The 15,084-nt window shown below is 68.5% G+C and carries 12 protein-coding genes; 2 read left to right on the forward strand and 10 right to left on the reverse strand.

The window, feature by feature from the left end:
- Positions 1–51 precede the first annotated feature (51 nt).
- Both ASC91_RS21060 and ASC91_RS21065 read left to right on the forward strand, forming a co-directional pair.
- Positions 52–1,848, forward strand: a complete 1,797-nt coding sequence (locus ASC91_RS21060; RefSeq protein ID WP_056201504.1) for an ATP-binding protein — start codon at positions 52–54, stop codon at positions 1,846–1,848.
- Positions 1,845–3,218, forward strand: coding sequence for a sigma-54 dependent transcriptional regulator (locus ASC91_RS21065; RefSeq protein WP_056201505.1), 1,374 nt, complete (start codon positions 1,845–1,847; stop codon positions 3,216–3,218). The genes ASC91_RS21060 and ASC91_RS21065 overlap by 4 nt, the downstream gene beginning before the upstream one ends.
- A 183-nt stretch (positions 3,219–3,401) precedes the next feature.
- On the opposite strand, the gene ASC91_RS21070 is transcribed toward ASC91_RS21065, so the two are convergent.
- From ASC91_RS21070 to mdcA, 10 genes are all read right to left on the reverse strand, one after another.
- The gene (locus tag ASC91_RS21070) at positions 3,402–5,162 is read right to left on the reverse strand and encodes a glycoside hydrolase family 9 protein (RefSeq protein WP_082532934.1); all 1,761 of its coding nucleotides are present in this window, start codon (positions 5,160–5,162) and stop codon (positions 3,402–3,404) included.
- Between the two features lie 98 nt (positions 5,163–5,260).
- Positions 5,261–8,056 carry a beta-galactosidase GalA gene (gene galA / locus ASC91_RS21075; protein ID WP_157281908.1) on the reverse strand — a complete coding sequence of 932 codons (2,796 nt, stop codon included), beginning with the start codon at positions 8,054–8,056 and terminating at the stop codon, positions 5,261–5,263.
- A gap of 206 nt (positions 8,057–8,262) precedes the next feature.
- Positions 8,263–9,006: a PEP-CTERM sorting domain-containing protein gene (locus ASC91_RS21080; protein ID WP_056201512.1), complete on the reverse strand. Its 744-nt coding sequence runs from the start codon at positions 9,004–9,006 to the stop codon at positions 8,263–8,265.
- 146 nt (positions 9,007–9,152) lie between these two features.
- Positions 9,153–10,067, reverse strand: a complete 915-nt coding sequence (locus ASC91_RS21085) for an ACP S-malonyltransferase (RefSeq protein ID WP_056201515.1) — start codon at positions 10,065–10,067, stop codon at positions 9,153–9,155.
- Positions 10,068–10,898: a triphosphoribosyl-dephospho-CoA synthase MdcB gene (gene mdcB, locus ASC91_RS21090; protein WP_056201517.1), complete on the reverse strand. Its 831-nt coding sequence runs from the start codon at positions 10,896–10,898 to the stop codon at positions 10,068–10,070. It abuts the gene before it with no gap.
- Complete coding sequence (gene mdcG / locus ASC91_RS21095; protein WP_056201521.1) at positions 10,895–11,527, reverse strand: malonate decarboxylase holo-[acyl-carrier-protein] synthase; 633 nt, start codon at positions 11,525–11,527, stop codon at positions 10,895–10,897. Before mdcG ends, mdcB begins: the two co-directional genes overlap by 4 nt.
- 3 nt (positions 11,528–11,530) lie before the next feature.
- Positions 11,531–12,232: a biotin-independent malonate decarboxylase subunit gamma gene (locus tag ASC91_RS21100; RefSeq protein WP_056201524.1), complete on the reverse strand. Its 702-nt coding sequence runs from the start codon at positions 12,230–12,232 to the stop codon at positions 11,531–11,533.
- The gene (locus ASC91_RS21105; protein WP_056202439.1) at positions 12,232–13,092 is read right to left on the reverse strand and encodes a biotin-independent malonate decarboxylase subunit beta; all 861 of its coding nucleotides are present in this window, start codon (positions 13,090–13,092) and stop codon (positions 12,232–12,234) included. Before ASC91_RS21105 ends, ASC91_RS21100 begins: the two co-directional genes overlap by 1 nt.
- On the reverse strand, positions 13,092–13,409 hold the full coding sequence (gene mdcC, locus ASC91_RS21110; protein WP_056201526.1) for a malonate decarboxylase acyl carrier protein: 318 nt from the start codon (positions 13,407–13,409) through the stop codon (positions 13,092–13,094). The genes ASC91_RS21105 and mdcC overlap by 1 nt, the downstream gene beginning before the upstream one ends.
- A gap of 7 nt (positions 13,410–13,416) precedes the next feature.
- The gene (gene mdcA, locus ASC91_RS21115; RefSeq protein WP_056201528.1) at positions 13,417–15,081 is read right to left on the reverse strand and encodes a malonate decarboxylase subunit alpha; all 1,665 of its coding nucleotides are present in this window, start codon (positions 15,079–15,081) and stop codon (positions 13,417–13,419) included.
- Positions 15,082–15,084: the final 3 nt, after the last annotated feature.

Consider the following 15,084-nt stretch of genomic DNA (forward strand, 5'->3'; position numbering starts at 1 on the left):
CATCGTGCTGCTGCTGATGCGTGGAACCCGGCCTTGTGCGATACACGGCAGATGACTCCACGCGATCCGGTCCTGCGCTCCGACACCGCCGCCAGGCGCCGCTGGCGCGGCCTGCCGCGCTGGGGCGCCGCACTTTTGCTGGTCGCGGCTGCTGCCTATGCAGGCCACGAGATGGCGCTGCGGACCGGCCTGTCGCGGCTGAGCGAGGCGACAGCGCATCGGCTGGACATGTTCGCCACCGGGCTCGAAGCCGACCTGGCGCGCTTCGACTATCTGCCCGCCCTGCTTGAGACCAACCCGGTGGTGCCGGCGCTGCTGGAGAGCCCGTCAAAGGCGGCGCACCGGGAAGCCGCAAATCGCTACCTGAACGGCGTCATGGCGACGACGGGCGCGGAGATGCTCTACGTGCTTGATGCGAGCGGCGTCTCGCTGGCGGCCTCGGACTGGGATCAGCCGGGCACCACCATCGGACAGGACCTGTCGTTCCGGCCCTATGTCGGCGAGGCGATCCAGCACGGCCGGGGCCGCTTCTACGGCGTTGGCATCACCAGCGGCAAGCCCGGCTACTACATGTCGTACGCGCTGCGCAGCGGTACGGAGGTGCACGGCGTGGTGGCCGTCAAGGTCAACATCGAGCAAGCGGTGAAGGCCTGGCGCCAGTTGCCTGGTGAAGTGCTGCTGATCGACGAGCGCGGCGTCGTGATCCTGTCCACCCGAGACGACCTCCGCTACCGCCCGCTGGCGCCGCTGGACGCCGGTCAGCGCGCCGAGGTGCAGCGCTCGCGGCCTTATGGCTCTGCTGCGATGCAGCCCTTGGACTGGGTGCCGCTGCAGGCGCCCTCGAATGACACGCGGCTCGTGGCGCTCGACGGCATGGCGCATCTGGCGTCGACGCGCCCACTTCAGCGCAGCCATTGGCGCCTGGTGGCGCTTGATGATCTGGCGCCGCTGCATGCCGCCGCGCGCTACGCCGCCATCACCGCCAGCTTGGGCGTGGCCGTGCTCCTGCTGGTGGCCGTGACGCTGTGGCAGCGCCGCCGCGCCGTGCGCCACAAGCTGGCCAGCCAGGCCGCGCTGCAAGCGGCGCATGACAGCCTGGAGTCGACCGTGGTGGCGCGCACGGCACAGCTGCGGGCCGCGCAGAGCGAGCTGGTCCACGCCGGCAAGATGGTGGCGCTGGGCCAGATGTCGGCCGGCATGGCGCATGAGCTGAACCAGCCGCTGACGGCGCTGCGCACGCTGTCGGACAGCGCCTGCGTGTTGCTGGACCAGGGCCGCCCGGACGACGTGCGCGGCAATCTGCAACGCATCACCGGCATGGTGGACCGCCTGGCGCGACTGACCACGCAGCTCAAGACTTTCGCCTACAAGAGTGATCTGCCGCGCACCATGCTGCCGCTGGCGCGCTGTATTGCCGATGCGCAGGCCGGCCTTGGCGCCGAGTTGCAGGCGCTAGACATCCACTTCGAGGCCGATGTGCAGCCGCCCGGGCTGGAAGTGCTGGCCGACGAGGCCGCGATGGGCAGCCTGCTCAGCAACTTGATGCGCAATGCCATCGATGCAATGCGGGGCGCGCCCCGGCGCCTGCTGCGGGTGCACGCCCGGCTGCAGGAGGAACGCGTGATCCTCACCGTCGCCGACACCGGCCCAGGCATCCGTGCCGACATCCTGCCGCGCCTGTTCGAGCCCTTCGTGACCAGCAAGCCCGCCGGCGCCGGCCTGGGGTTGGGCCTGGTCATTTCGGCCGAGTTGGCGCGGTCCGTCGGCGGCACGCTCCAGGCCCACAACCGCGCCGATGGCGGCGCGTGTTTCACACTCGACATGCCTACCGCCCAGCCACAGGAATGAACACAGCCACCGCCGCCCCAGCGATTCGAGTCTTGCTCGTCGAGGACGACGACGACGTCCGCATGAGCACCGCCCAGGCGCTCAACCTGGCCGGCTTCGACGTCGAGGTCTTCGCCAGCGCAGAGCGAGCGCGCAGCCAGGTCAGCTTTGACGCGCCGGTCATCGTGGTCTGCGACGTGCGCCTGCCCGGCTTGAGCGGCACCGACTGGCTGCCAGATATCCGCCGCATCGACCCCGAGCTGCCGGTGATCCTCGTGACCGGCCATGGCCATATCGCGATGGCGGTGAAGGCCATGCGCGAAGGCGCCTACGACTTCATCGAAAAGCCTTTCAACTCCGAGCGGCTGATCGCCATCGTTCGCCATGCGGTGGAGCAGCGCCAGCTGAGCCTGCAGGTGCGGGCGCTGCACGATGCGCTGGAAAACTGGCATGGCATCCAGTCGGTGCTGATTGGCCGTTCGACCCAGATGCAGCAGGTCCGCCGCACGGTCATGGCTTTGGCGGAAACATCCGCTGACGTGCTGATCTACGGCGAAACCGGCACCGGCAAGGAACTCGTCGCGCGCTGCCTGCACGACCACAGCGAGCGCCGGCGCCATCATTTCGTGCCCTTGAACTGCGGCGGCCTGCCCGAGGCGCTGGCCGAGAGTGAGCTGTTCGGCCATGAGGCTGGCGCCTTCACCAGCGCGAACCGCGTGCGGGTGGGCAAGTTCGAGTATGCGCACGGCGGCACGCTCTTCCTCGACGAGATTGAAAGCATGCCGATGGCCGTGCAGATCAAGCTGCTGCGGGCGCTGCAGGAGCGCAGCATCGAGCGCATCGGCTCCAACAAGGCCATCCCCTTCGACTGCCGCGTGGTCGCCGCAAGCAAGGATGACCTCGTCCGCCTGAGTGAGCAGCAGAAGTTCAGGGCCGACCTGTACTACCGGATCGGCGTCGCCTTCATCGAACTGCCGCCCTTGCGCGAACGGCGTGAAGACATCCCTCTGCTGTTTGAGCATTTCACCCTGCTGGCGGCCAGCCGCCACGGGCGTGCGGCACCGCTGCTGAGCAGCGATCAGCTCGCTGACCTGATGGCCTACGCCTGGCCCGGCAACGTGCGCGAGCTGCGCAACGTGGCGGACCGTTTCGTGCTGGGACTGCTGGGCACCCGACTGACCCAGGCCCGTGGCGTCGATGAGCAGGGCGGCCTGCTGGCGCACGGACTGCCGCAGCAGGTCGAGCATTTCGAGCGCACCGTGATCCTCGAGGAACTGCGGCGCCATAAGGGCGACCAACCAGCCACCGCCGCGGCCCTCGGCATCGCCCGGCAGACGCTGTACGACAAGCTGCGCAAGTTCGGCATTGCCGCCGACGAGTTCAGGCGTTGAAGCTGGCGAGAACTTCGGCGACGAGGCAAATGAGCAGGGCTCGGTGAACTCGTGATGAGATCAAAAACCCCATCCTTCACACGGCAGGGGTCGCAGGCTCGAACCCTGCACCGCCCACCAATCCGAATCGTCAGACCCGGCCTTGAGCCGGGTTTGTCGTTTGTGCGATGCGCGGCTTGTGACTCATGGCTTGGGAGTCAGCGTCTGAACGGCCGCTGATACGTACACCAGCGGTGCGTTCCAGTTGATCGCGATCTCGTTGGTGGTGTAGCTGCACAAGGCGTCGAGGTAGGCCTTGGCCGGCACCTTGGAAGGATAGGCGCCGGGGCAATCGTCGCCCGAGCCGGGGTTCGGGCCGCCGACGATCATGCCGGGTACCGGCGGCTGTTGCGGCATCGCGCCGGACGGACGGTGGTGCGGATGCAGCGGCGAGCGCGTTCCGAAGCCGGTCACCATGGCATATCCGCTGGGGTGCCGCCCGAGAACAAAGTCAAGTGCCGACTGTGCGGCATCGAGCATGCGGCGGTCACTGCCGAGGCGGTATCCCTGAATGAGCATCAAGGCCTGGTTCAGGGCCACGGCATTGCTGCCCCAGATGAAGTCCTCGGTCTGCATGGCCAGGCGATAGGGCGATCGATCCCAACGCTCGGCGAGCGCGGTGGCCAAGGACCGGATCTGGCCCTCGATGAGCCTGCGGTCCGCTACCGGGGTCAATCGGTCGCGATGCTGGGCGAGGCTTACCCATGCCAGCGCCCCGACGCTGCTCCAGCCCGGAATCTCGATGCGCGGCACGGCTTGCTTGAGCGCGTGCCAATAGCCGTCCTCGCGTGTGCTGATGTAGAGCTCTGCGGCGGCCCAGGCAAGTTCGTCAGCCAGTTGGTTGTCGTCATAACCGCCGGTGTGGATGTCGGCCGGCTGGCGGTAGATGACGTCGGGATGCGCTTTGGCCCAGTCCCAGGCACGCTTGGAGGCGGTCATCATGCGTGCCGACAACCCCGGGCGCTGCGCCTCGAACGCAGCGAATACGCGGCTGGCCTGTGCCATGACGGCGGCGAAGTCGAGTGTGGCCGCCGTCGCCTTCATCACGACATAGCGGTCGTGCCGGGCCTCATGGGGCATCACGATGCCGTCAAAGCCTTTGTCGGTGAGCTTGTGATAGACGCCGCCATCGACCGGGTCCTGCATGGACAGCATCCACTCCAGGTTCCACAGTGCTTCATCGAGAACGTCCGGCAGGCCGTTGCCGCTCTCGGGGATGGTCAGGCGCTGCGCATCGAAGAAGGCCGGGAAATGTTCATAGGCCGCCAGCAGCGTGTAGACGGTGATGCCGGAGTTGACGATGTACTTGTTGTAGTCGCCAGCGTCATACCAACCCTTTGGCGCTGAGAAGACGGTGCCCTCAGGCCGGCCAGGGCCAGCGGCTGACGCATGAACAAGCACGCGGTCGTCCGGATGACCTGCGGGCCTCGCCCAGACACCCGCGTGGACAGGGTCGAGCGCGATGCTGGCGCGGTTGTAGTAGAAGAACTTGAGCGCGGCGGCATTCAGCGACACATAGGCGTCTGCCGCGATGACGAAAGGAGCTGAAGGCGCAAGCCCTGCAACCTTCAGCCGGTATCGGCCGGGCTGACGCCAGGCAGAGAAGTCGGCCAGGCGCAGTGCCTCCTGCGCCGCCTCCCAGCGTTGCGCGCTGCGCAGCGGGCCGCGCCAGACTTCTTGTCCAGTCACTGCGTCGACCAGCGCAAAGCTGCTCACGGGCACATCGCGCAGCACTGCCCATTTCGCGCTCTCGGGCAGATAGCCCACCTGGTTCAGCTGTATGGCCTGGGTGTCGATCTCAGCGGACTGTTGCGGCTGCGCGATGGGGCTGTGCGACGGCGTGCTACAGCCGGCAAGACTCAGGACGCAGGCCAGGCAGAGCGCCAGCGGCGCGCGAAGGTTCACGTTCAAGGCAGGAATTCCCGTTCGATGTTGTCGGCGACGCCACGCCCGCCCGGAACGCGGCCATCGGAAATGCCCGAGGGTGAGCGGGCGGCGCCGGTTCAGCGTACCCCTGGCTCGAGCACCACGCGACCCCACAGGCCCGAGGGCTGGCCCGGCGCTGCTTCGACCAGCACGGTCACCTGGCGGCGCGGCCCGCCCTGGGGCAGGGTCACGGCAAATTGTGCGGGCTCGACGGTGTTCTTCTCGCCCAGCTTGACGCCGTCCACCCAGACCTCGGCCTTGCCGGCAATGCTGCCGAAGCCCAGTTGCGCGCGGCCGTCGTTGCGATCCGCACGCACCGACACGCTGCTGCGGTACAGACGGAAGGATTTCGCCCCAGCGTCATGGCGCATCGGCGGCTCGTCCCAACCCCAGGAGTTCATGTCGGTCTCGGCCAGCACGACGTTGGGGTCGGGCCGGGTGGCGTAGGCCGGCGAGACGCGCCAGCCCAGCAGCGGCGTCGTCGGCTCGGCGGTCGGCACGCTCGGCGGCGCTGGGGCGGGCTGCAGTGCCAGCACGACTTCGGCGGCCTGCAGGCCCTCGGCGAAGGCACGCAACTTCAGCTCACCGCGGCCGTCGCGCCGGCCCTGTACGATGAGCTGCGCCAGGCCGTTGAACAAGCTGCGCTCGCTGGCCTTGTCGGGCTCGTGGGAGTTCGGGTCGCCGTTGCCGACGCCAATGATGCGGGCCTGGCCATCGATCTCGAAGCGCACGTGGGCGTTCGTCGTCGGCACTGGTCGCCCTTGGGCGTCGACGACGCTGACCGTCACCGGCATGGCATCCAGCCCGTCGCCGATCAGCGCCTTGCGGTCCGGCGTCAGCACGAGGCGGGTGGGCGCTCCGCTGGTCTCGACCGCATCGCGTGCGATCTCCTTGCCGTCTCGCAGGGCCACGGCCTCGATGCGTCCCGGCGCATAGGCCACCTTGAAGTGCGCCATTTCATAGGGGTCGACATCCTGCTCGCCGACGGCCGTGCCGTTGAGCAGCAGGCGCACGCGCGGCGCGTTGCTGGCGACCATCACGTGCACGGCCTGGCCTTCGCGCCCGGTCCAGTTCCAGTGGGGCACCAACTTGACGACCGGGCGATCCTTGACCCACTGGGCCTGGTGGATCCAGAACGCCGTCTTGGCGAACCCGGCCAGGTCCATCGCGCCGAAGAAGGAGCCGACGCTGGGCCACTCATACGGCGTGGGTTCGCCGCGGTAGTCGATGCCCGTCCAGATGAAGCTGCCGGCGATGAAGGGCCGCTCGCCGATGGCGCGCCAGGCCTGGCGGTGCGTGTTGCCCCAGGACGAGGGCTCGTCGTCGTAGCTGCCGAACACCTGGCCGGCGCGGTCGCTGGCGAACTCGCCACGCGTCATGTAGGCCGCGGTGTCCTCGGTGCTCGTCATCGGGCGCTTCGGGTGCTTCTTGTGATACGGGTCGTAGGCGCCGATCTGGTAGTTCACGCCGACGACGTCGAGCGCATCCGCGGCGTTCAGGTCGGTGAACAGGCCGCCGTGCATGGCGCCCGTCACTGGCCGCGTCGGGTCAAGCTTCTTGATCTCGGAAACCATGCGGCGCGCCATCTCATAGCCGGGCTCGGTGCTCTGCAGAGGCTCCTCGTTGAAGATGGACCACAGGATCACGCTCGGATGATTGCGGTCGCGCCGCACCATCCACGTCAGCTGCTTCAGGTAGTCGGGCGAGGGGTTGAAGTGGCGGTTCTCGTCCATGACGAGCAGGCCCAGGCGGTCGGCGATGTCCAGCACCTCGGCCGCCGGCGCGTTGTGCGAGAAGCGGATCGCGTTGGTACCCATCTCCTTGAGGCGACGCAGCCGGAACTCCCAGATGGCTTCGGGCACGGCAACACCGACACCAGCGTGATCCTGGTGGACGCAGACGCCCTGCAGCTTGACCGATTGGTCGTTGAGGAAGAAGCCGCGGTCCGCGTCGAAGCGGATGGACCGGAAGCCGGTCTGCGTTTCGGTGCGGTCGAGTTCGTTCGCGCCGTCGCGCAGCGTCGCGCGCACACGGTAGACGTGGGGCTGCGCAAGCGACCACAGCTTGGGCTCGCGCACGTCGAGCTTGATGTGGGCGACGGCCGATTCGAGCGCGGCAACCCGCGCTCGGGCGCTGCCCTTGGCCACTTCGCGGCCCGACGGATCGATCACGACCACGTCGATGGTGCCGCTGCGCTCGGCCTTGGCGCTGCTTTGCAACGTCACTTCGACCGGAAGGCTCCAGCGACCGTTGCGCTGGACCGGGTTGGCATGCAGGCCGTCGGTGGCGATGTGCAGCGCGTCGCGCTTGACCAGCCAGGTGTGGCGGTAGATGCCGGCGCCTTCGTACCACCAGCCTTCCTGTGCGTCGGCGTCCACGCGCACGGCGATGGTGTTGGCGTCGGCGCCGTAACGGACATAGGGCGTGATGTCGATGCTGCGGCCGTTGTAACCCGACCAGTTGCGGTCGACGACGATGCCGTTGACCCAGACCGTGCTGTGCGTGGCGACCGCGTCGAACTGCAGCTCGATGTGGCGGCCGCGGTCGGATTCGGGCAGCGGCAGATAGCGCCGGTACCAGCCGATGCCGCGCTGGCGATAGCCCTGAGACGCGTTCTCGTTGCGGTCGAACGGGTTCTCGACGGCCCAGTCATGCGGCAGGTCCAGGCGCCGCCAGCCGGAATCATCGAAGTCTGCGGCAGCCGCACCCCAGGCGCCGTTGGCCTTGCCGTTGTGATAGCTCATGCCGTGACCCTTGACCACGGGCATTGAGACGTCGCCGCGATGGAAAAGCCAGCCGCTGTCGAGTGACAGGCGTTCGCGGCCGGCGGCCTGGACAGCAGTAGCCGCGAGCGCGAGCGCCGCGAAGAGCATGAGGCTGAGCCAATGAAGAATGCGCGGCGCGCGTGACATAACTTGGTTTCCCGTCGATCGAACTGCTGATTCAAGGCAAGCGCTGCTGCGGCTGTCCGAGCCAGGCGCTTGATTTGTCAAAGGAAAAAATGCGTCGCGCGATCCCGTTGGAGATCGCGCGACCAAACCAGGTCAACGTGTGCCTGGCCGACTCGGAGACGAGCCAACTAATCTTTGCGGCGGCGAAGACGTGCGCCTACACCTGCCAGGCCGGCCAGCCAGAGGGCCATGGTCGCCGGTTCCGGAACGGCGGTCACGGAGTCGGCAGACACCGCCAAACCGATGGCCATTCTGAAAAAGCCCGCCTCTCCCGGATTCGTCCAGGTGGCGCTCAAAAGCGTCGGGCCGGTGTAGTTCGGGAAGGACGAGTCGATGAAGGCTTCCGTGTAGTTGCCGGGAGCGCAGGTTTCCGCCCAACTGCAAAAGTCGATGTAGACATTCGCCTGCCCGTGAGGGCCACTGACCTGCAGGCTGCTCAAGGCGACGGTCACGGTGACGGTTGCATTTTCGCTGGCCTGGAACAAACCATCAAAAACCTTCGCGTTGGCCCAACCGGACTGTCCTCCGGTGACGTTGACCTTCGCCGAAGCGGACACGCCGTTCAAGCTGCGGGAGTTGTCGGTGGCGGTTGTCGCAGTCAACTTGGCTTCCGCGATGGAGCCAGCAGAGGCAACCGATGCACCGATCACATCTCCCTGCCAGCCGCTGGCGGTGTCGCTGAAACTTGGATCCGCCAGCGCAACCGATGCGCCCGATGGCAGCGGCAGCCAAGTGACTCCCTTGAACACCTGGGCCCATCCCTGGGAAGTGCTGAAGTTGATGTTGCTGATGCTCGCTTCGGCGGTATCCGCGGCGGCCACTTGCGAAACAGCGAGCAGTGCTGCGCTGATGACGTACTTGAATCGATGCACGATGGTCTCCTGCGTGTTGTTAGCGGACCGGGCGAGACGCCCGTGGGATTTGAGTTGCCTGGTGACGTCTGAGCCAGAGCTCATTGCGGTATTACCAGTTTCTCATTTATACCCAATGTGGTCATACCAGAGAAAACACCTACAGCTCAGCTGAGTTGCCGGCCCAGCCAGCCCAGCACGCCGTCCGGCGCCTGGAACTCGTCGATCGACCGCGCCGGGATGTCGGGGTGCCGCTCGCGCCACATGGAGGCCAATGCGGCACCGGGGCCGATTTCCAGCACGCAGCGAACGCCGCGTTCGGCAATGCTGTCCATGCAGTCGTCCCATCGCACAGTGCTGGCAATCTGGCCGGCAAGTGCGGCCGCCAGCGCGGGGGGGACTCTGCTGGCAGCACCGGTGAAGTTGCAGACCACGGCGGTGCGTGGCGCCTGGAGACTGACCGTCGCCAGGTGCCGTGCGAATACCGTCGCCGCAGCCGCCATGGCCGGCGTGTGCGAGGCGATGCCAATGGGCAGGCGCGTGCAGCGCAGGCCAGCGGCGGACCAGCGGGCTGCGTTGGCGTCGAGTTCGGCCGCAACGCCGCCGACGATGACGCGCTCCGCGCTGATGCGGATCGCAATCGCCAACGAGGCTGCGGAGGCTTGGGCCAGGCGCAGCGCGTTCAGGCCCTGAACAGCAAGCAGCCCCGTGTCCTGGCCGGCCACGCTGTCACTCATGGCCTGCGCGCGAACAGCCGCGAGATCGAGGGCGGTTGAGGCGTCAAACACACCCGCCGCCGCGAATGCGGCCAGCTCGCCGACGCTGTAGCCCGCCACCACCACGGGTGGCGGCAAGCGCGCCGCCAGCGCCTGCCAAGCCGCGATGCCAACACCCGTCAGCAGCGGCTGGGCCACTGGATTGGCATGCAGCCAGGCCGAGTCACCCAGGCGATCACGCCAGCCCGGCCCCAGGTGCCGGGCCAGGGCATCCAGCGCCGGCCTGGCAGCGGGCTGTGCGTCCAGCCAGGGCAGCATCTGCGGGTGCTGTGCGCCCTGCCCGGGGAAGAGCAGCGCCAGGCCCATTCAGCTCAGGCGTTCCAGCCAGCAGGCGGCGGCGAGTGTGTCGGCCGCGCCACCGGGGGACAGGCGCTGGCGCACGAACTCGGCGCTGATCGTTTGGACCGTTTCGAGGCCCTGGGATGCACCACCCGTGGCGAGGAAGTCTCGCGCGGTGGCCTGCGCGAAGCGCAACCCCTCGAGGCCGCCGCGGTGGGCGAGGTTGCTGTCGTCCAGCACGGCCATGACGGCGAACAAGGTGTCGAGCCGGGCCGCGGCCGCCGAAAGGCCGCGCGCCCGGGCCGAACGCAAGGCTGGCTCGGCCGTCTCGAACAGCGTCGGAAAGCCCAGAGCGGCTTCGGTCGAAGCGCTGCGCAGTTGAAAGCGCTGCGCAGCCAGCCCGCCGGGCAGCGTGGGAGGGCGCTGCGCGCGAGCGGCCAGCGTCTCGCCCCAGCGCGTCAGCAGCGTCTGCCTGATCAGGGCAGGAGTGGGTTGTTGGCCCAGCGCGCCCGCTGCAGCGCACAGCAAGCCCAGCATGAAGATCGCGCCGCGGTGCGTGTTGATGCCGCCCGTGGCGGCCAGCATGCGGGCTTCGGCCGCGATGCCGCAGCGCTCCAGCGCCTCGAAGGGCGCGCCAGCGGCCCCCAGTTCGGCGATGCGAACAAAGTAGCTGCGCAGCGCGAACAGGCTGCGCATGAAGCTGTGGGCGTCCATGTCGGCATGGCTGCCGCGGTCGGTCAGCGTGACGAGGCCGGGCTTGGGTGACAGCGCGAGCTCGTCATAGAGCGCGAGCGTGGCGGCGCGGCCGATCTGCTGGGGCGTGGGGGCGCTGGGCGCCAGCGCGCGATGTGGCCTCATGCCAGCGCCTCCATCGAAGCGCCGTTGAGCCGTTTCACCAACAGAGCCTGCGGGCCACCGCTGCGCCAGGCGAGCCACTCACGCCAGGCAACGGCGGCGTTGCCGTCGAAGACGAGTTCGCCATCGATCCGCCGGGAGGGCGAGGCGAAGGCGTTCAATGCGGCGGCCGCGGCATCGGCCTGTTCCTTGCTGCCGACTCCTACCCACACGTCGAGATCCGAGCCCTCGCGCACGTGCTGCAGTCCGGTGATGTGTTGCCAGCCATGGCTGCCGTAGACGCGGGCCGTTGCGCCGCAGGCCTGCAGGGCCAGGGCCAGCTGGCGGGCGGGTGCGCGGGTGCTCTGAGGCAGTTGGGTGAGGACCTGGTCCAGGCGCGGGAACTCGTCGAAGTACAGCACCTCGGTGCGCTCGACGCGCAGCGCAATGCGTCGATGGCCCCAGCGGCGCGGCGCGCACAGGCCCAACGCAATGCCGTCGTCGTCGCGTTGGCGCGTGACGACGAGGGGCAGGCCTCGCGCAGCCCAGTGACCCAGGCAGTCGAGGGCTTCGGCGTCCCAACTGCCGCCGAGCAGGCCCTGCCAGCCCACGGCCGACAGCCAGGCGATCTGGTGGCGATGTAGCGCGGCCATGGTTCAGGCGGCGTCGAGCACCCGCTGCGCGACCGCTGCGGCCATCTGCCGCCCGCCGCGCGCGGCGCCATCTTCAGCACGCCGGTCATCGGTCGGCGCATCCGCCAGGGCCTCGCGCAGCGCCTGGGTCAAGTCGCCTTGCCAGAGCCGCCGCACGCCGCCCATGGCGACGTAGTTGTCCACGCCGGGCGCGAACACCGGATTGGATTCGGACAGTTGCGCCAGCAGCGCCTCGGGCAGCTTGGTCACGCGCGCCATGGCCGGCAGGCGCATGACGCGGATCTCGGCCTCGGGCAGTGCGTCGCAGGCGTCGGCGATGAGGCCCGAGGTGATGAAGCCGCCGGACAAGGCTTGGTCGTAGACGAGGCCCAGCACGCGGTGGCCGCGCCGGCGGGCGAGGTCGATCGTCATGCCCAGATGGGCCATCGCGCGGTTGATGCCCAGCAGCTCGTCGCGGCGGCGCAGCTGCTGGCCTTGGGTGTCGATCAGCAGCAGGATGGCGCGGCCGGGGTGCTGGGCCATCGTGTCCAGCACTGCGCGGGCCTGGGTCAGCGCGAGCTGCACGCCGATGGGTGCGTGGTTGGTGGTGCCGATGACGGCGATGGGCTCGCCGTCGAACTCGACCTCGCCGCGCAGGAAATCACCGTCGCGCGTGATGCCGTGATCGGCGCCGAAGAGTTGGGTTGCAAGCGTCTGCCAGTCCATCAGCGGGCTCCCAGGGCCAGCACACCGGCCACGTCGAGGTCGGGCACGTGGGAGGCGCTCTGCACGCCGAGCGAAGCCCACAACGCAATGGCTTCGGAGCCGTCGAAAGTGAGCCGCGCACTCAGCCGCGCGTGCTCGGCTTCCAGCAGTTCCAGCGTGACCGGCCGCCCCGAATCCAGCGCCGCAATGGCTGCCGCGCGGAACTCGGCCACGTCGTCTTCCACCAGCACGTCGCAGTCGCTAGTCAGCCAGCGGTGCTTGCCGCCCGTGGTGCGCCACACCAGCGCGCGGTCGCGTGAGTCGAACTCCTCGACGCCATGCGAGGCCTCGATGACCTCGGGGCCGGACATGGCCAAGCGGCCCAGGTCGCTCATGACGATGTGGTCGGCGCAGCGCGCGACGATGCCCATGCCGCCGAAGCAGCCATTGGCGCCGCCGATCAGCACGATGACCGGGATGCCTGCCGCGCGCACATCAAGCAGCGCGCGCATCACCTCGGAGACAGCGATGAGCCCGGCGTTGGCTTCGTGCAGGCGCACGCCACCCGACTCGGCGAGCAGCAGCACGGCCCGTGGCTGGTCGCGCAGCGCGCGCTTCAGCAGGCCGACGAGCTTGGCGCCATGCACTTCGCCGACGCCGCCGCCCATGAACTGGCCTTCCTGCGCGGCGACGAAGATCTCCTGACCAGCCAGCGTTGCGCGGCCAATGGCCACGCCGTCGTCGAAAGAGGAGGGCACGCCAAGCTGCGCCAGGTGGGGGCTGGTCAGCCGCATCGCGGGCGGCAGCCACTCGTGGAAGCTGCCAGTATCAACAACCCCGGCCAGGCGCTCGCGCGCCGAGCATTCAGCGTAGGAGGTGATCACGGCTGCAGCTCCTGCGCGGCCTGGTCCAGCCGCAGGCTGACGACGGCGGGCGTGGCGCCCATGTCGTGGATGGACAGCAGCACGCCTGCGAGCTGGTGGCGCTGGTGGAAGTCGCTGACGACTGCCGACCAGATGGTGCCGAAGCCACGCGCCGAGGTTTCGATGTGGACGCGGCAATCGCTGCCGGGCGCAGGCTCCAGCAGCACTTCGAGGTTGCCGGAGCCGACGACGCCGACCAGCACTGGCGCGAAGGCACCAGCAGGCCGCGTGCCGGTGAAGGCGTAGTCCAGGGTTTCGAGGCCAGGGGTGGTCATCAAATCCTCACCAGTTGCGAAAGCGCTTGGGCGGGCTGTACAGGCCGCCCGAGGCGCGCACGAGGTCGCGCATGCTGCGCGCGGCGAGCAGGTTGCGTGTGGCGTCGCGCGGGTCGATGCCGAGGTCGGCAGGTCGCTTGACGACGCCACGATCGCGCAGGTTCTCCACCATGCGCGCATCCCGCGCCAGCCCCACCGCCGTGTAGCCGGCCACGCCGCGGATGGCCTGCTCGCGCTCCTCATCGCTGCGGCACAGCAGCAGGTTGGCGATGCCTTCCTCGGTCAGGATGTGGCTGACGTCGTCGCCGTAGATCATGATCGGCGGCAGGGCCATGCCGGCTTGTTCCTGCAGCGTCCACGCGTCCAGGCTTTCGACGAAGGCGGGCTGCATGTGCTCGCGGAAGGTCTCGACCATCTGCACCACCAGCTTCTGGCCGCGAGGCGTGCCGGCGGCACCTTGCCTTCCCGCACGGGCCTCGGCGCCGGCCTTGAGCCAGGCGGGGCTGGCGTGGCGGCGGCCGCGCGCGTCGGCGCCCATATTGGGAGCGCCGCCAAAGCCGGTGATGCGGCCCAGCGTCGCGGTGGAGCTGTTGCCCTGCAAGTCGATCTGCAGCGTCGAGCCGATGAAGAGGTCGCAGGCGTAATGACCGGCGGCCTGGCAGAAGGCGCGGTTGCTGCGCAAGCTGCCGTCGGCGCCGGTGAAGAAGACGTCGGAGCGGGCGCGGATGTAGTCCTCCATGCCCAGCTCGGAACCGAAGGAGTGGATGGACTCCACCCAGCCGGCCTCGATGGCAGGAATGAGAGCAGGGTGCGGGTTCAGCGCCCAGTGCTTGCAGATCTTGCCCTTCAGCCCCAGCGACTCGGCATAGGTGGGCAGCAGCAGCTCGATGGCCGCGGTGTCGAAGCCGATGCCGTGGTTCAGGCGCTGCACGCCGTACTCGGCATAGATGCCCTTGATGGCCATCATGGCCATCAGCACCTGGATCTCACTGATCTGCGCCGGGTCGCGGGTGAAGAGCGGCTCGACGAGGTTGGGGCGCGGCGCCTGCACGACGAAGTCCACCCAGTCGGCCGGGATGTCGATGCGCGGCAGCACGTCCACGATCTCGTTGACCTGGGCGATGACGATGCCACCCGAGAAGGCCGTGGCCTCGACGATGGCCGGCGTGTCTTCAGTATTGGGGCCGGTGTAGAGGTTGCCTTGCGCGTCCGCGGCATGCGCGGCCACGAGGGCAACCTTGGGCGTCAGGTCGACGAAGTAGCGCGCGAACAGCTCCAGGTAGGTGTGGATGGCGCCGATCTCGATGCCACCGCTGCTGACCAGCTTGGCCAGGCGCGCGCCCTGCGGGCCGGAGAAGCTGAAGTCGAGCCGCTTGGCGATGCCGCTCTCGAACACGTCCAGGTGCTCGGGCAGGGCCAGCACCGACTGCACCATGTGCAGGTCGCGCACGCGCTGCGGGTCCACCTGCGTGAGCGACTGGGCGAGGAAGTCGGCCTGCTTCTGGTTATTGCCTTCCAGGCAGACACGGTCGCCGGGCTGCAGCACGGCCTCCAGCAGCGGCACGATGGCGTCGGTCGCCACGCGCCGGCCCTGTACGCCGGTGAGTTCGGCCGCCCGCGAGAGCCGCTCGCGGCGCTGGCGGTCGCGCAGATTCCAGGAGGGAGCATTCATGGC

Origin of the sequence: Pelomonas sp. Root1237 (genome assembly GCF_001425055.1) — a bacterium.
In the GTDB taxonomy this organism is placed as follows: Bacteria; Pseudomonadota; Gammaproteobacteria; order Burkholderiales; family Burkholderiaceae_C; genus Pelomonas.

Bases quoted from the DNA above. Each gene is read 5' to 3' on its own strand.
- ASC91_RS21060 (WP_056201504.1), top strand. From the start codon at position 52: ATGACTCCACGCGATCCGGTCCTGCGCTCCGACACCGCCGCCAGGCGC.
- ASC91_RS21065 (WP_056201505.1), top strand. From the start codon at position 1,845: ATGAACACAGCCACCGCCGCCCCAGCGATTCGAGTCTTGCTCGTCGAG.
- galA (WP_157281908.1), bottom strand. From the start codon at position 8,056: ATGCTCTTCGCGGCGCTCGCGCTCGCGGCTACTGCTGTCCAGGCCGCC.
- ASC91_RS21085 (WP_056201515.1), bottom strand. From the start codon at position 10,067: ATGGGCCTGGCGCTGCTCTTCCCCGGGCAGGGCGCACAGCACCCGCAG.
- mdcB (WP_056201517.1), bottom strand. From the start codon at position 10,898: ATGAGGCCACATCGCGCGCTGGCGCCCAGCGCCCCCACGCCCCAGCAG.
- mdcG (WP_056201521.1), bottom strand. From the start codon at position 11,527: ATGGCCGCGCTACATCGCCACCAGATCGCCTGGCTGTCGGCCGTGGGC.
- ASC91_RS21100 (WP_056201524.1), bottom strand. From the start codon at position 12,232: ATGGACTGGCAGACGCTTGCAACCCAACTCTTCGGCGCCGATCACGGC.
- mdcC (WP_056201526.1), bottom strand. From the start codon at position 13,409: ATGACCACCCCTGGCCTCGAAACCCTGGACTACGCCTTCACCGGCACG.
- mdcA (WP_056201528.1), bottom strand. From the start codon at position 15,081: ATGAATGCTCCCTCCTGGAATCTGCGCGACCGCCAGCGCCGCGAGCGG.